Source organism: Synechococcus sp. H55.11, from assembly GCF_047462475.1.
Lineage (GTDB): Bacteria > Cyanobacteriota > Cyanobacteriia > Thermostichales > Thermostichaceae > Thermostichus.
On sequence record NZ_JANSJI010000205.1, the window covers coordinates 1 to 14,406 of the forward strand.

Here is a 14,406-nt window from a genome sequence, read left to right on the forward strand (position 1 = left end):
AAAGAGCAGGGAGAGCTTCTTGCTAAATTAGCTGCTGTAGGACTTGGAGCTATCGTTGGTGGTGCTATTGGAGGACCAATAGGGGCTGCTGTTGGAGCAGCTGCTGGACTTGGGCTTGCAGAACTTAGGCTTGCAGAAAATTTGCCCGAACCCAAGCCTTCCGAACGCGAAAGTTGGGTCGTGCTAGCCTCGAGGGCTAGCCAGTTTCGCGAATACTTTTCTCACCTTTCTCCCGGACAAAAAATAACAGAGAAGAATGCGTGTGAGCTTCTGTATAAAAACTCAAAGTATATCTGGAGAGGCACACAGAAAGAGTTTGAGGCTCTGAAAGAGGAAGTCGAGAAGTTTCCGTCTGAAAATCTCAATGATGAAAGTGCTTTTTATCTAGTGGCTCTCGAAGCTGACGAGGAGCTTCCTGGACTTCGCAAAGATGCGAGTCCTCTTGAGCGAAGGGATGCGTTTCTGGCTCTATGCAGTAAAGCAAAGATTGTCTGGATCTCCCCCCCATTACATTTAAACTCCTTTGCCAACAAGGATTTCTACCTTGTGTGACCGGAACTTTGGGAGCGTAAGTCATGCTCATTCCAACTCTCCTTTTTGCTTCTCCTTCGATTGTCAGCGGGCTTTTGGATGGATCCCTGGTTCGCTACGGTGGCGTTGTTCGAGAAGCTGCCACGGGTCGCATCGTCAAGCATTTGGCCGAAGCTCCTGGCCTGACCAGCTTGCTGATGAATGCGCCGGTATCTCCTGAATCCGTGATTAATGCCCTTGGTCACCAAGCCACTCATCGAAAGCTTGAGGTTTTGCAGCAGACTGCCACCAAGATTTTGGGGCTTTCTCAGGTAGCTGCTGGCGCTAGCGTTTTAAACCTGGGGGTTAGCGCTATTGGCTTTACCTACATGCATTTCCGCCTGAATCAGTTGCAAGACTCTATTGCCTGCCTAGAAAAGATTGTTAGGGAAGGGATCCAAGACATCCAGCAAAAGCTAGATGCACTTTCTGGCCAACTGGCCTATTTGCAAGCTTTGGCCGTTCAGAGTAGAGCCGAAATTCTGTTGGCTATCTCCAATTTGCATCGTGCTCTTTTCATTCAAAGTCTTGCTAAGCTGCAGGCAGAGCTGGTTAGTTTGCACCGATTCCCTGAGGCTTCTCCTCGCGATGCCCTTAAGGCGCTAGCGGAAGCCCGCATCTTTTTCTCCGACCAAGCCCATCAGATCCCTGTTGAGCGCCAGGCCCACTGCCTACTGCTTGGCGATATTGCCCTCAAGGGTTGGGCAGTTTCCCTAGCGGCGGAATCCCAGCTTCTGCTTAAGCATGGGTACCTGCAAGATGCCGTCGATGCCCTGGACTTTGAGGTTCCTCGTTTCCGGGAACTAAGCGAAAGGTGGTGTGCAGCTCTCTTGCCAGCGGATCGACCTCAGCTCCGGACGGCCTATACGTACACAGCTCCCGGCTTTGCTGGCCACATCTCTAGCGAACGCATCCAGCGCATTGCTCGTCTTTCCCCATTTGATCGAGCGCTTACACCGGAGCAGCGCTTCCTTAGGGAAAAGAATCTTTCTGTCGAGTTCCAGATGACCTACTTCCAAGAGCTGGACAAGTCTTGGTACCTTTCCCAAGCGGCTTTAGCCGAATACCTAGACACCCTCAGCGAGCTCGCGGAGCGCCTTGAAAGTCTCCAGTCTTTTGCTCACCTCTGTCGAGAGCTTAACCAGGCGGATCCCTACCAATTGATCCCATCTGAACCCCAAAGTCTTTATCTATTATCTGCTGGGTAATACCTGCAGCCTAGCAGCTCGAGGGCATGGGCAAGGTCGGATTCGAACCGACACGGTTTCCCGCCGCATTTTGAGTGCGGTGCGTCTACCAGTTTCGCCACTCGCCCGGACTAGAAACATTATCCTACTGAACCGGCGCAACCTCGTCAACCACTCCTACGCGCTGCGGGCTTGCTGCAGTTGTTGAGCTTTTTGCCGCAGCTTGCGGGTTTGCTCCATCACTTCCTCCAGATCTTCGTGGGAGAGGCGCTCCACGTAGTTGATCTTGATCTCTTCCAGCAAGTCCTGTAACAGGGAGCGAATTTCCTCCAGCACATGTTGCTGGGTGAGTTCGTTGGCCAAGACTTCGCCAAAGCGCCGCAACAGTTGGGCCGCCAACTGGGAGCCGACGGGATCCTCGAAGCTGTTGGTCAAGGTTTTATAGGTGGTGGTGGTCAGCTCGCTGGCCAGGCGCTCCGTCAGTTGGCCGGGCAGGGATCCGAGGCCGGGCAGCCGTTCCAGGGTTTGCAGGGCGGGGAGTTGTTTGAGCAGGCCACCCAGGTTGTAGCGGAGCAATTGCTCCACCTCCGGCTGGACCTGGGGCAGGACGCGGTAGAGGACGGTGCGAAAAACCAGGTTGGCAATGGCTTCCAGCTCGTTGATCTCGTTGAGGTCGATGTAGCTGCGGGAGGGATCGGCTGCCGGCAACAGGGGCAGGGATCCCCGCTGGATGGATGCCTGGATTTGGTTGATCACCCGCACGACGATGACCTCGGTCAGGTCTTCGGCGAAGTTGGCGACAAAGCCTTGGCTCACCTGAGCGCGAACCCGCTCCAGATCCAGCAACTGCGCCTGTCCCAGCCGGATGGTAACGGGGATTACCCGCAGCCAGCGCCAAAAGGGCAGCAGCAGCAGCACATCGTACCAGCGCCAGAGCATGGCATCCAGCCAATTGACGCCGGTGTAGCGACGGCTGATGGCCACCGTGCGCAGCACAAATTCCAGCCCAAACAGCAAGGCAAAGGGAAGGTCCAGCAGGGGGAAAAAGTCCACCGGGTTGCCGCTCTCGCCGATGGGGCGGGAGTAATTGGTCTCGAAGAGGGGGCGCAGGCGGGCCTGGAAAAATTCGATCCCGTCTTTGGGATCGACGCTGGCCAAGTATTCGGCAGTCCAGAAGCGGGCGAAGGCAGCCCTGGCCGAGTCGGCTTCGGGGATGTGCTCCCGCATCAAGTTGAGGATGCGCACAAACTGGCCGGTTTTGTTGGCGGCCTGAAAGGGGTTGGTCTCGATCATCTCGTCGCTCAGTTGCCGCAGGCGGGCCAGGATCGGTGCCGCAGCTTCCGACTCCACCCCAAAGCGCAGGGTGACCTGGCGCAGCTCATCCACCAGGGCCAAGTAGCGCTGGGTTTCCGGGTTGGGCTCAATGCCTTTAACCGGGTCGTATAGGTCGGTTACCGGGGAGCGGCTGGTCTGTTGGGAGAGGATGGGCAAGGGAATGGGAGGGCCAAAGGCACCGAAGATCTGCACCCGCCCCTGGAGCCAGAAGTCTCGCCAGGGCACGTAGCTGAGGTCGAAGAGCACCAAGCACAGGTTGCCCAAAGCCAGCAGGGCCATTCCTTTTTCGTAGAGGAGGAGCCAGCGGCTTCGCCCCTTGCGGACGGAACGTCTGATAATGCGTCGAGCGGCGTTCATGATCTCGTGCAACGGGTTGGGCTAAGCCAGCCCTAGCCTACCACCCCTGGCTTGAGCTTCTCTTGGCCGGGGCAAGCTGTTGCACAACTTGGCCAAACTGCTGCCAGATGGCCTCTGCCTGGGGTCCCACCTGGCGCAAGATCCAGCCCTGACAGACGGGATCCGGCGACCGCAGCAGCCAGTGGTGCGTATCCGTCGGCCACTCCGGCTCTGGCCAATCCCCCAGTAAGTACAGGGATCCCCAGCAGAGATGGGATCCCAGCACCGACGCGGCGGAGATATGCTGGTGGGGAAAGCGCAGGTCTAGGTGCTCCTGCAGCCAGAGTTTGCTCCCGTCTGTGGAGGCGGGGATCCCGGCAGCGACCCAAACCCGCAAGCTGCTGGAAAGGCGCCGAAACTGCCAGCATTCCCCCATGGCCAGCCGCCCGGCTGTCCAGATCTCGGCATAGGCCAGTCGGGCACTGGGATCCAGTTCGATCTGCACCTGTTGGCGGAAGTCTGCTCCTGCGCCCAGAATGGTCGGGTGAGGGATCCAGATCAGTTGGCTGGTGGGAGCCAGCTTGACCTTGGCCTGTTGCCGGCTCAGGCCGGGGTGGAGGCGGGTTGCCCCTTGGGTGCGAATTTCCAGCGCTGCGCCTGCCCCCAGCTCGATGGCGATGTGGTGGCGATCCCCGCCCAGCAGTCCACCATTGGGGTTGCGTAGGTAATAGAGTGGCGGCTCACCCGGGGATCCCAGCCATTGCAGGGGGGCCTGAGAATACTCCCAAATGCGAGTCTGTTGGCCTTGGCGGCTGATCTTCAAGAGGGCCTTGCCGAAGTTCACAGGTGGCTCACAGAGGGAGAATCGGCCTGGATGGAGCGAAAGAGCACCTCCCGCTCCAGCCAGCTCAGGATCTGCTCCAGCCCCTCGCCCGTGCGCAGGTTGGTGAAGACAAAAGGCCTGTCCCCCCGCATGCGGCGGGCATCCCGTTCCATCACCCCCAAGTCTGCCCCTACGTAGGGCGCCAGGTCGATCTTGTTGATCACCAGCAGGTCAGAGCGGGTGATCCCCGGCCCCCCCTTGCGCGGGATCTTGTCCCCTTCGGCCACGTCAATAACATAGATGCAGGCATCCACCAGCTCTGGGCTGAAGGTGGCTGCCAAGTTATCCCCCCCCGATTCCACCAGGATGAGATCCAGGGGACAGAAGCGGCGCTCCAGCTCCTGAATGGCATCGAGGTTGAGGGAGGCGTCTTCCCGAATGGCCGTGTGGGGACAGCCGCCGGTCTCCACGCCGATGATCCGCTCCGCTTCCAGCGCCTTGGCCCGCACCAAAAACTCGGCATCTTCGCGGGTATAAATATCGTTGGTCACCACGGCCAAAGACAGGTGATCCCGCAGCGCCAGACAGAGCTTTTCCACCAGGGCGGTTTTTCCGGATCCCACCGGGCCGCCAATGCCAACCCGTACCGGCTGAGCAGTCTGCACCATTGTGCCCGACCTCTGATACCTGAGGCTCTTTTTGGGCATTTTAGAACCAGGTGCTCGCAAGGGATCCGGGTATGGTTCGACTTTTGGTGGCAACTGCCGTGGTGCTGGTGGGCTTTTTGGTTGTGAACCGCCTCTATCGCAACCCGCTCGGTTCAGAGCCGAGGCCGGAACAGGCCAGCCCTGAGGCCGCCCAGCAAGGAATCCCCCAGGGAGGGCCGCTGCAGATCTACCAGTCGCGGGAACAGCTCCAGCAAACCCTCAATCAAGGGGCTACGGCCACCCAACAGCAGGTAGAAGCCATCGAGCAATCCTTGGGCAACCCATGACCGGGAAAAGCTTTTCAGGCAAGAATTGCCGGAAGGTTCGAAGTTCAATCCTGGGCGGGAGCAGGGATCCCTGAGGAAACAGCCAGGGCAGCGGAGTGGAAGGCTTGGGCGGATCCCCCAAACGCGCTAAAGTCGAGAATGCTGCAATTTTATAGATCATCCATGCGGATCCCTCCTGTTCCCCCAGAAAAAGCCGATAAGCAACTGCAGAAGGTTTACGAAAGCCTGGAGAAAACCTATGGCACCGCCCTCAACCCGCTACAGGTGATGGCCCATAAGCCGCAACTGATGCGGGCGGTGATGAACCTTTACGGGGCGCTGCACACCGACAACCCCAACTTGCCCGAAGAGCTGAAGGAGCTGGTCAGCATCCGCATTGCCCAGATCAACGGCTGCCGCCACTACTGCCTGCCCTACCACACCCTGCAGGCGCAAAAACACGGAGCTAGCCCGGCCAAAATTGCGGCGGTGGCCCAGGCCCGCACCAGCACCCTCTACACCGAGGCGGAGAAACTGGCCATCGAGTACGCCGAGCGCATGACCGTGCCCAGCATGGTGGTTACCGATAGCTTCTTTGCCCAACTCAAAGCCATCTGGTCGGATGAAGATCTGGTGGAGCTCTCGGCCTGGATCGGCTTTATGAACTTCTGGACCAAGGTCATCGCTGCTTTGGATGTGCCTCTGGATCCTGTTTTTGCGGAGCAACTCCAGGCCTCCTAGGCCCAGTCATCTCGCGTGCTGAAGCTGCGGTCGTACACCTGGCCGCGAGCGTGGATCTGGCGGGTGCGGGCAAACAGCTCCTCTTCGCTCAGGCCCCACTGTTCCAGGATCTGATCCAAATCCTGCTGCAGATCCCAGGCGCCAGGGAAACCTTGATAGCGGATGCGCAGACGGGCGACTTCGGCCAGCACCCAATCGGAGGGAGGGTTCTCCCGAGCCTGCGCCATCAGCTCATCAAGCACAGCCCTGTCGGTAGCATATAGCGGATGCTGTTGCTCCCGCCGAGATAAGCCATTCGGGGGTGAACCAGATGCCGCCATCCCTCTCCTTACCTTTTTTAAAACACTCTAGCCGAACCCATTAGGGGATCCTCAATGACGAAAATTGGGATCCCTGATGGCCTGAGAGATCGAGGAACCGCGGGAAAGCCGTTATACTGCAAATGTTGCAGACCATAAACATTCTTCAGTTGCGGAGGCGTCGGCTATGCCCATGCCCATGATCGAGACCCGTACCGACCGGATGCTGCTCAACTTTGGGCCGCACCATCCCTCTATGCACGGGGTCTTGCGCCTGCTGGTCACCCTCGATGGCGAAAACATCGTCGATTGCGAGCCCGTGATCGGCTACTTGCACCGCGGCATGGAAAAAATTGCCGAAAACCGCACCGTGGTGCAATACCTGCCCTACGTCTCCCGCTGGGACTACGGCGCTGGCATGTTCAACGAGGCCATCACCGTCAACGCCGTCGAGAAACTGGCCGGGATCCCGGTGCCCCGGCGGGCCAGCTACTTGCGGGTGATCATGTTGGAGCTGACCCGCATCACCAACCACCTGCTCTGGTTTGGCCCCTTCTTGGCGGACTTGGGCGCCCAAACCCCCTTCCTCTACGCCATGCGGGAGCGGGAGTGGATCTTGGATTTGTTTGAAGCCGTCACCGGCATGCGCCTCATCAACAACAACTACTTCCGCGTCGGGGGCGTAGCGGTGGATCTGCCCTACGGCTGGACGGAAAAATGCCTCGATTTTTGCGAGTACTTCCTGCCCAAAGTAGATGAGTACGAGCGGCTGGTTACCGACAACCCCATTTTCCGCCGGCGGCTGGAAGGGGTGGGGGTCATCTCCAAGCAGGATGCCATCAACTGGGGTCTATCCGGCCCCATGCTGCGCGCCTGCGGCGTCAACTGGGATCTGCGCAAGGTGGATCACTACGAGTGCTACGACGACTTCGACTGGGAGGTGGCCGTTTACCCAGAGGGGGATTGCCTGGCCCGCTATCGGGTGCGTATGAAAGAGATGCGCCAGTCCTGCAAAATTGTCCAGCAGGCGGTGAAGGCCCTGCCCGGTGGCCCCTTTGAAAATCTGGAAGCCAAACGCATGCTGGAGGGGCCAAAGTCGGAGTGGAACAAAGGCGATTACCAGTTCATCAGCAAAAAACCCTCGGCCAACTTCAAGATCCCTAAAGGAGAGGCCTACGTGCGGGTGGAGAGCGCCAAAGGCGAGCTGGGCATTTACATCGTCGGCGACGACAATGTCTGTCCCTGGCGCTGGAAAATTCGTCCGCCTGGCTTTGTCAATCTGCAGGTGCTGCCTCAGCTCATTCGCGGCATGAAGGTAGCCGATATGATCGCCATTCTGGGCAGCATCGACATCATCATGGGGGAGGTGGATCGCTAAAATACCGCTAGGAAAGCGAGGATAAAGGCGATGGCCTGGGCGATCTTGGTTCTGCCGCTCTTGATTGTTGCAACTATTGCCGCAATTATCGGCCCCAAGCAATGGGCCAAGTACCAAGAAGAAAGGCGTCGCCGCGCAGAGCAGCTATCCGATGCTCGCCTCCAGGCCATCATTCAGCAGGAGCTACGCCGCCGCCACCGTCCCCCTCAGTCGGATCCCAACGGCAAGGCTTAGTTAACGCACGGGATCCAAGGTTTTTTTGACCCACCGTCTTTAGGGAGCTACTCAACCCCATGACAACTGCCGGTATCGACCTACAGCTTGGCTTTGAGACTGCCCTGCAAAACTTGGGCTTGGGCCCAGGTGCTGCCCACGCCCTCTGGATGCCCCTACCCATGTTGTTGCTGGTCATCGCCGCCACTCTAGGGGTGATGGTGATGACTTGGCTGGAGCGCAAGATCTCGGCAGCGGCCCAACAGCGGATTGGCCCCAACATGGCCGGGCCGCAGGGGGTGCTGATCCCGATTGCCGATGGCCTCAAGCTCTTGACGAAGGAAGATGTGCTGCCCAGCCTGGCCGACCCGGTTTTGTTCACGCTGGGGCCGATCCTCGTTTTCCTGCCGGTCTTTTTGTGCTACCTGGTGGTTCCCTTCGGCCAGAACCTGTTGATCTCCAACATCGCCATCGGCGTCTTTTTCCTGATCGCCACCTCCAGCGTGCAGCCCATCGGCTTGTTGATGTCCGGCTACGGCTCCAACAACAAGTATTCCCTGCTGGGGGGGCTGCGGGCGGCGGCCCAGTCGATCAGCTACGAGCTACCCCTAGCTCTGTCGGTGCTGGCGGTGGTGCTGATGAGCAACGGCTTGGACACCGTGGGGATTGTGGAGCAGCAGAGCGGACTGGGGATCCTCAGTTGGAACGTCTGGCGGCAGCCGATTGGCTTTGTCATTTTCTTGATCTCGGCCCTGGCGGAAACGGAGCGGATCCCGTTCGACTTGCCGGAAGCCGAGGAGGAGCTGGTGGCTGGCTACCAAACGGAGTACTCCGGCATGAAATTTGCCCTGTTTTATCTGGGATCCTACGCCAACTTGCTGCTGGCTTCCCTGATTGCAGCGGTGTTGTACTTGGGCGGCTGGTCGTTCGTGGTGCCGGTGGAGACGATCGCCGCCTGGGCTGGGATCCCGTTGGACAACCCCTTTTTGCAGATCGGCGCGGCGGTCTTAGGGATTCTCATGACGATGGTCAAGGCTTTTATCTTCGTGTTCTTGGCCATCCTCTTGCGCTGGACCTTGCCGCGGGTGCGTATTGACCAACTGCTGGACTTGGGGTGGAAATTTCTGCTGCCCGTCTCGTTTGTCAATTTGCTGTTGACGGCAGCTTTGAAACTCGCCTTCCCAAGCGTTTTCGGGGGTTGAATGAAAGTAATGAAAGTAAAGAAAGCGAGAGAGGGAGAGAACAGGCCATGACTTTTCTGAAGCGAGTTGGCGAATACGTAAGCGATGCTTTCAAAGCGGCCAAGTACATCGGCCAGGGGATGGGGGTGGTTTTCGACCACATGGGCCGTCGCCCGGTGACTGTGCAATACCCCTTTGAAAAGCTGATCCCCTCCGAGCGCTTTCGGGGACGCATTCATTTCGAGTTCGATAAGTGCATTGCCTGCGAGATCTGTGTTCGGGTTTGCCCCATCGACCTGCCGGTGGTGGACTGGGCCTATAACACCGAGATGAAGAAAAAAGAGCTTTACAGCTACAGCATCGATTTTGGAGTGTGCATTTTCTGTGCCAATTGTGTGGAGTTTTGCCCCACCAATTGCCTCTCGGTTACCGAAGATTATGAGCTAGCCACCTACGACCGCCACGACCTCAACTACCACCAGGTGGCGATGGGCCGTTTGCCTTCCAAGGTCACGGAAGACCCGATGGTGACGCCGCTGCGGGAGTTTGCCTACCTGCCCAAGGGGGTGATCGATCCCCATGAGCTGCCTGCCGGATCCCAACGGGCTGGCAAGCGGCCGGAGGAGATTCTGGCAGAAATGAGAGCCGCCAAAGAGGCGAAAGCAGCCAAGGCCGCCGTGGAATAGGGATCCCCTGCACTCGGCACTGCTGTCCCTCACCCCCGACCCCTCTCCCCCTGGGAGAGGGGAGAAGAACTCTGCTTCAAGAAGGTGTTTTGTGGCCGCTATGGCTGTTTGAACTTGTGCGGCTCACTTGTCTGCAAGGTGGGGAAAAGTTTTCTGGATCCCTGAGTCAAGAACTAGAATGGGGGTGTCCAGGACGGATGGATGCCAGCCTTAGCCAACTTTAGGGAAAGGAAAAGGTAAACCTGCTCGCAGAGCCAGGAGAGGTGGCCGATCCGCTGAAGGTTTGTGCGGCGCTTCCGCTTTTGCGAACTGTTACAGTAAAGGGAATGGGAGCAGTGACCTGAGAACAGCGCCGGAACAACCTCACCTCAATAAGGTACAGGCCTGAGGGCGGGGTGGAGGCCCAAAAAACATTCTCTACAGGATTTTCTGTTACGGCAACGCAGTCGGCATTGGCATCCACATCTAGCTGTCCCCCAGAAGGAATAACCCGATTGTCAAAAAACACTGTCTGCTGCCTGGGATCCGTGACATATAGGTCAAGGTCATCGATAGTGTTCCAGGTGAGAGTAATCTGAATTGGGCCGGTGCCGAGCACCGGGGGAGTTGGAGATGGCCTCGGAGTCGGAACAGGGGTCGCTGTCGGCGTCGGCGCAGATCCGCCGCCGATTCTCTCAGCAAAGTTCCCCTGGAAGCTGTTGCCGGCCAAGTAGGCGGCGACTACTGCCGCCGGTGTGCCGGGGGCTACTTGAATGGCTACCCCCGCGCCCTCGCCCCGAGCTAGGAACGTATTTCCGGTAATGGTGCGGGCCTGGGTTCCTTGCAAGATGCGAATGCCGACGCTGCCGGCTATCCTGCCCACAACAATCCGGTTGGATTGAATGACCGGAACTGATCCCGCTCCATCCAGTTGGATCCCGGTGGTGCCACCAGTGTCTCTTTGCCGCGCCTGCAGCGCCAACCCAGCCGCAGCAGTAGGCGGATCCCCTTCGATCTGGTTGTTGCGGAAGATCCCGCCGGAGTTGTTGCTGTAGCGAACCGCCAAAGCTCCCAGAGCTTGCAGGAGGATCGCGTTGTTCTCGAGGGTGGGATTGCTCCCCGGCACAGTGCCTATACCCACCCCACCGGCTTTGCTGACAATGGGTGAGACGCTCGCGACCCGGCCATTGCCGGAGATCTGCACACAGGGATCCAAAAATTGCTGGCACAGAATCTGAGCCAGTTGGCCCAAAGCCCCTTCCAGGACGGCGGCATTGCCGTTGACCAAGATGTTGGAGCGGGGATCGTTGAGGGTGACCTTGCGCGGCTGAAAGGTGCCGTCGTTCACCTGAACCCGTCCGCCCCCCAGCACCACGTCCACCCCCTGCAGGCTGGTTTGGCTGGCTACAATCACGTCAAACAGGCCGGTGAGGATCTCGTAAGCTGTGGAGTTGGTGACGCGAATGCGCCCGCCATTGGTGCCGTCGCCCCCATCCAGGGCCAGGTTGCTTTGCAAAGTTTCCCTGCCCGTCCCCAAGATCTGGATCAGCACCTCTAGCCCCGCTGTGGCGCTCTGTAGCCGCTGCGCTTCCGCAACTGCATCGGCCAGCTTGGTGAAGGGGCCCCTGACCGGATCCACTCTTAGGATGACAGGCTCCCCAGCCGGTGGCGAAAGAGACGGAGAGCTGCTGCCACTCCCCCCACAGCCGAGGGCAGCCCCCGCCAACAGGGGCAGCAGCAGGGAACGGATCCTCCAAGCAGATTTGGATACCTGGTCGGCCATAGGTGGAAAGCTCTTTACAAGTGCCTACTCGGTCAAGACTATCAGAGCAGCCAACAACTGCGACAAAGTACAGACGGCCGAGCCGGTGAAAATACTCTCTAACGAATCCCCTGCTCAGTCAATCCTTTGCCAGGGATCCGCAATCAATTGGCAACAAAAATCTCAAAAATCTAACGTTCTTCGGGAACTTGGATGGTTGCGGCGGTAATGTCCTGCTTCAGCTTTCTGCGTGCTCTCTAGAAATTGGAAGCGGAAAGAAGAAAGCCTGCTGGCGGGCCTAGGGCCAGAATGGATTAACGTATCCCCCTTTTTGGGGGATCTCTAGGAATTGGCAAGAAAAGAAAAAGGAGCGCCTGTCTTGTCGAGAGAAGACCTGATGAGCCTGTCACTGCCCAAACTGGCCCTGACGTTGGGGGATCCTGCGGGAATTGGGCCGGAGATTGTGCTCAAGGCGCTGGCAGAGCCTGAGGTGCGGGCCTGTGCGCGGATTACCGTGGTGGGCGATCGGCAGGTTTTGGAAGCTACCCACTGCCTACTGAGGGAGAGGTGTGCGGCTACCTTGGCCGATCCGGCAGGGATCCCAATGCTGGAATGCGACACAGGCTTTCGGTTACAGTCTGGCCGTATTGGTCGAGGGGATGCCGAGGGTGGGGCGGCCAGTTTTGTATACCTGAAAACGGCAATCGAACAGACGCTGGGGGGTGAGTTTCAGGGGATCGTGACAGCGCCCATCGCCAAATATCTGTGGCATCGAGCCGGCTACCGCTTCCCCGGCCAAACAGAGGTGTTGGCCCAACTGAGCGGAGCTGAACGCTACGGGATGATGTTTGTCGCCCGTTCCCCCCACAGCAGTTGGCAGATGCGGGTTTTGCTGGCCACCACCCACATTCCCTTTGGCCAAGTGCCCACCGTGCTGACCCCAGACTTAGTGCGCACAAAGTTGGACTTGCTGGTGGGATCCCTGCGCCACACCTTCGGGATCCCGGATCCCGTGATCGCGGTGGCCGGCCTCAATCCCCATGCCGGCGAACGGGGTCAACTGGGATCTGAGGAAAAAGAATGGCTGACCGAGCTGCTGCGCACCTATCCCCACGCCCAAATCTGGGGGCCGCTTCCCCCTGACACCATGTGGCTGGCTCCCGCGCAAGCCTGGCACGGCCAAGGATCCCCAGCCGTGGCCGATGCCTACTTGGCTCTCTATCATGATCAAGGCCTGATCCCGGTGAAGATGCTGGCTTTTGAGCGGGCAGTTAACCTGACGATCGGGTTGCCTTTCATCCGCACCTCCCCCGACCATGGCACCGCCTTCGATATTGCCGGCCAAGGGGTGGCCCGCGCCGAGAGCCTCAAGCAGGCGATCCGGCTGGCAGCAGAACTGCTGGGCAACAATTCCCAACAATGCCTGTACCCGGCAATCTGAGGCTGTCTCCCGCCTCGAGGGGACGATTGGATGCGAGAACCGGAATGCTCTACCGCCGCTTTGGACGCACCCAGCAGCTCATTTCAGCCTTTTCTCTGGGCAGCATGCGCTTGGTCAATGTGCCCAGGGATCAGGCTCAGGCAACCGTTGAGGCAGCCTTGGCTGCAGGGATCAACCACATCGAAACGGCCCAGGCTTATGGTCACGCCGAGGCGCTCTTGGGCGAGATTTTGCCAGCTCTGCCCTTCCCACGCCATCAGTTAATTTTGACCAGCAAGCTCACTCCCAGCGATTGTCTGCGGGAGCGGCTGCAGGCATCCCTGCGCCGTCTGCGGGTGGATTATTTGGATCAGTTTGCCTTTCATGGTATCAATCTGCCGGAACATCTGGAGTGGGTACTGCAGAAAGGGCTGCCGATTCTCAAGCAGCTCCAGCAAGAAGGCTGGGTGCGCCACATTGGGTTTTCCACCCATGGATCCCTGGAGTTAATCCTGCAGGCCATCCAGACCGGATGCTTTGACTTTGTCAATTTGCACCATCACTTTTTCCAACAGCGCAATGCGCCGGCTCTGGAAGCGGCTGCCCAGCAGGATATGGGCGTGTTCATCATTTCTCCTGCCGATAAAGGGGGAATGCTCTATCGCCCCCCTCAACACCTGCAAGAGTGCTGTGCGCCCTTCAGCCCCTTGGAGTTTGCCTATCGTTTTCTGCTGGCAGATCCGCGTGTGCACACCCTCAGCTTGGGTGTCACTCATCCTGAGGAGTTGCAGGTGGCCTTGTCTGCTTTGCAGGATCCCGACCGTTGGTGGGTGGAGGGCCCACGGATCCAGGAACGGTTGCGCCAAGCCGAGCAGGAGCGTCTGGGATCCAGCCGCTGCGCTCAGTGCTACGCCTGCCTGCCCTGCCCAGAGGGGATTCACATCCCCGAAGTGCTGCGGCTGCGCAACTTGGCCATTGCCCACGACATGACAGAGTTTGCCCAGTACCGCTACAACATGTTTGGCCAAGCCGGACATTGGTTTCCGGGCTTGCCTGCCGACCGCTGTACCGAATGCGGCGACTGTTTACCCCGCTGTCCAGAGCATCTGCGGATCCCAGAGTTGCTGGCTGAGGCTCATCGGTTGCTGCATCGCTCTCCTATTCGGCGGCTCTGGGAGTAGCAGCTCGCTCTATGGCTTGACAATGCCACCTGTTTTGTTTGGTCGAGTTTAGCTCGAAGTTGGCAGAGATTTGCTTATAATTGCCTGAGCGCGTTGATTAACTTTAACTCGCAAGGCGGAGCGTCCGGGTGAACAGTCAGAGTCAAGACCGCTTAGATCGGGTGGAGCAACTGCTGGCTTGGACGGCCGAACAGGTTGCTGCCAACAGCCGAGAAATCCAGGAGCTGCATCAGTCCATCCAGGCCAGCCGCGCTGAGTCTGCCGAGCAGAATGCCGCCCGCCTGCGGGAAATCCAGGAGCTGCATCAGTCCATCCAGGCCAGCCGCGCTGAGTCTGCCGAGC

Annotated in this window: 15 protein-coding genes, 1 tRNA gene and 1 pseudogene; 11 read left to right on the plus strand and 6 right to left on the minus strand. The window is 58.7% G+C overall.

Going from position 1 to position 14,406, the window contains the following annotated elements; all coding sequences use genetic code 11:
- Together NW853_RS08465 and NW853_RS08470 are read left to right on the plus strand one after the other, a co-directional pair.
- On the plus strand, positions 1 to 552 hold a 552-nt coding region (locus NW853_RS08465; protein WP_414348797.1), incomplete at its 5' end, for a hypothetical protein.
- Positions 553 to 575: 23 nt separating this feature from the next.
- A complete protein-coding gene (locus NW853_RS08470; RefSeq protein WP_414348798.1) occupies positions 576 to 1,778 on the plus strand; it encodes a hypothetical protein in 1,203 nt (400 codons plus the stop codon).
- A gap of 27 nt (positions 1,779 to 1,805) precedes the next feature.
- Here NW853_RS08470 and NW853_RS08475 read toward each other — a convergent pair.
- From NW853_RS08475 to ureG, 4 genes are all read right to left on the minus strand, one after another.
- Positions 1,806 to 1,885 (minus strand) — tRNA-Leu (locus NW853_RS08475).
- 49 nt (positions 1,886 to 1,934) lie between these two features.
- Positions 1,935 to 3,449: a hypothetical protein gene (locus NW853_RS08480; RefSeq protein WP_414348799.1), complete on the minus strand. Its 1,515-nt coding sequence runs from the start codon at positions 3,447 to 3,449 to the stop codon at positions 1,935 to 1,937.
- Between the two features lie 37 nt (positions 3,450 to 3,486).
- Positions 3,487 to 4,272 (minus strand): urease accessory protein UreD, encoded by a 786-nt coding sequence (locus NW853_RS08485; protein WP_414348800.1) that lies wholly within the window; start codon positions 4,270 to 4,272, stop codon positions 3,487 to 3,489.
- Entirely contained in the window at positions 4,269 to 4,919 is a 651-nt protein-coding gene (ureG, locus tag NW853_RS08490) for an urease accessory protein UreG (RefSeq protein WP_414348801.1), read from the minus strand. Before ureG ends, NW853_RS08485 begins: the two co-directional genes overlap by 4 nt.
- A 71-nt stretch (positions 4,920 to 4,990) precedes the next feature.
- On the opposite strand from ureG, the gene NW853_RS08495 reads away from it, so the two are divergent.
- The gene (locus tag NW853_RS08495) at positions 4,991 to 5,245 is read left to right on the plus strand and encodes a hypothetical protein (protein WP_414335225.1); all 255 of its coding nucleotides are present in this window, start codon (positions 4,991 to 4,993) and stop codon (positions 5,243 to 5,245) included.
- Between the two features lie 162 nt (positions 5,246 to 5,407).
- On the plus strand, positions 5,408 to 5,965 hold the full coding sequence (locus NW853_RS08500) for a carboxymuconolactone decarboxylase family protein (protein WP_414337178.1): 558 nt from the start codon (positions 5,408 to 5,410) through the stop codon (positions 5,963 to 5,965).
- Here NW853_RS08500 and NW853_RS08505 read toward each other — a convergent pair.
- A complete protein-coding gene (locus tag NW853_RS08505; RefSeq protein WP_414335221.1) occupies positions 5,962 to 6,285 on the minus strand; it encodes a DUF3288 family protein in 324 nt (107 codons plus the stop codon). The two genes, NW853_RS08500 and NW853_RS08505, sit on opposite strands and share 4 nt — an antisense overlap.
- A gap of 172 nt (positions 6,286 to 6,457) precedes the next feature.
- Between NW853_RS08505 and NW853_RS08510 the strand changes: the two genes are divergently transcribed.
- Genes NW853_RS08510 through ndhI form a run of 4 tightly spaced genes read left to right on the plus strand, consistent with a single transcriptional unit; the run spans position 6,458 to position 9,722 of the window.
- Positions 6,458 to 7,642: an NAD(P)H-quinone oxidoreductase subunit H gene (locus NW853_RS08510; RefSeq protein ID WP_414335237.1), complete on the plus strand. Its 1,185-nt coding sequence runs from the start codon at positions 6,458 to 6,460 to the stop codon at positions 7,640 to 7,642.
- A gap of 30 nt (positions 7,643 to 7,672) precedes the next feature.
- Complete coding sequence (locus NW853_RS08515) at positions 7,673 to 7,876, plus strand: hypothetical protein (RefSeq protein ID WP_414335220.1); 204 nt, start codon at positions 7,673 to 7,675, stop codon at positions 7,874 to 7,876.
- A gap of 59 nt (positions 7,877 to 7,935) precedes the next feature.
- Positions 7,936 to 9,057, plus strand: a complete 1,122-nt coding sequence (gene nuoH, locus NW853_RS08520; RefSeq protein WP_414335218.1) for an NADH-quinone oxidoreductase subunit NuoH — start codon at positions 7,936 to 7,938, stop codon at positions 9,055 to 9,057.
- A 47-nt stretch (positions 9,058 to 9,104) separates the two neighbouring features.
- Complete coding sequence (gene ndhI, locus NW853_RS08525; protein WP_414335216.1) at positions 9,105 to 9,722, plus strand: NAD(P)H-quinone oxidoreductase subunit I; 618 nt, start codon at positions 9,105 to 9,107, stop codon at positions 9,720 to 9,722.
- Positions 9,723 to 9,942: 220 nt separating this feature from the next.
- Here the strand turns inward: ndhI and NW853_RS08530 are convergent, their stop codons facing one another.
- The gene (locus tag NW853_RS08530) at positions 9,943 to 11,484 is read right to left on the minus strand and encodes a right-handed parallel beta-helix repeat-containing protein (RefSeq protein WP_414348802.1); all 1,542 of its coding nucleotides are present in this window, start codon (positions 11,482 to 11,484) and stop codon (positions 9,943 to 9,945) included.
- Positions 11,485 to 11,857: 373 nt separating this feature from the next.
- On the opposite strand from NW853_RS08530, the gene pdxA reads away from it, so the two are divergent.
- The 3 genes and pseudogenes from pdxA to NW853_RS08545 all read left to right on the plus strand — a co-directional run.
- The gene (gene pdxA, locus NW853_RS08535; protein ID WP_414348803.1) at positions 11,858 to 12,904 is read left to right on the plus strand and encodes a 4-hydroxythreonine-4-phosphate dehydrogenase PdxA; all 1,047 of its coding nucleotides are present in this window, start codon (positions 11,858 to 11,860) and stop codon (positions 12,902 to 12,904) included.
- A 44-nt stretch (positions 12,905 to 12,948) separates the two neighbouring features.
- A complete protein-coding gene (locus tag NW853_RS08540; RefSeq protein WP_414335235.1) occupies positions 12,949 to 14,064 on the plus strand; it encodes an aldo/keto reductase in 1,116 nt (371 codons plus the stop codon).
- Between the two features lie 128 nt (positions 14,065 to 14,192).
- Positions 14,193 to 14,406 (plus strand): annotated as a pseudogene (locus NW853_RS08545) (hypothetical protein); the annotation flags it as partial.

What these genes read in the sequence shown, in the direction of transcription:
- NW853_RS08510 (WP_414335237.1), top strand. Translation starts at nt 6,458, where the DNA reads ATGCCCATGATCGAGACCCGTACCGACCGGATGCTGCTCAACTTTGGG.
- NW853_RS08505 (WP_414335221.1), bottom strand. Translation starts at nt 6,285, where the DNA reads ATGGCGGCATCTGGTTCACCCCCGAATGGCTTATCTCGGCGGGAGCAA.
- NW853_RS08515 (WP_414335220.1), top strand. Translation starts at nt 7,673, where the DNA reads ATGGCCTGGGCGATCTTGGTTCTGCCGCTCTTGATTGTTGCAACTATT.
- NW853_RS08480 (WP_414348799.1), bottom strand. Translation starts at nt 3,449, where the DNA reads ATGAACGCCGCTCGACGCATTATCAGACGTTCCGTCCGCAAGGGGCGA.
- nuoH (WP_414335218.1), top strand. Translation starts at nt 7,936, where the DNA reads ATGACAACTGCCGGTATCGACCTACAGCTTGGCTTTGAGACTGCCCTG.
- ndhI (WP_414335216.1), top strand. Translation starts at nt 9,105, where the DNA reads ATGACTTTTCTGAAGCGAGTTGGCGAATACGTAAGCGATGCTTTCAAA.
- NW853_RS08530 (WP_414348802.1), bottom strand. Translation starts at nt 11,484, where the DNA reads ATGGCCGACCAGGTATCCAAATCTGCTTGGAGGATCCGTTCCCTGCTG.
- NW853_RS08540 (WP_414335235.1), top strand. Translation starts at nt 12,949, where the DNA reads ATGCTCTACCGCCGCTTTGGACGCACCCAGCAGCTCATTTCAGCCTTT.
- NW853_RS08470 (WP_414348798.1), top strand. Translation starts at nt 576, where the DNA reads ATGCTCATTCCAACTCTCCTTTTTGCTTCTCCTTCGATTGTCAGCGGG.
- ureG (WP_414348801.1), bottom strand. Translation starts at nt 4,919, where the DNA reads ATGGTGCAGACTGCTCAGCCGGTACGGGTTGGCATTGGCGGCCCGGTG.
- NW853_RS08500 (WP_414337178.1), top strand. Translation starts at nt 5,408, where the DNA reads ATGCGGATCCCTCCTGTTCCCCCAGAAAAAGCCGATAAGCAACTGCAG.
- NW853_RS08495 (WP_414335225.1), top strand. Translation starts at nt 4,991, where the DNA reads ATGGTTCGACTTTTGGTGGCAACTGCCGTGGTGCTGGTGGGCTTTTTG.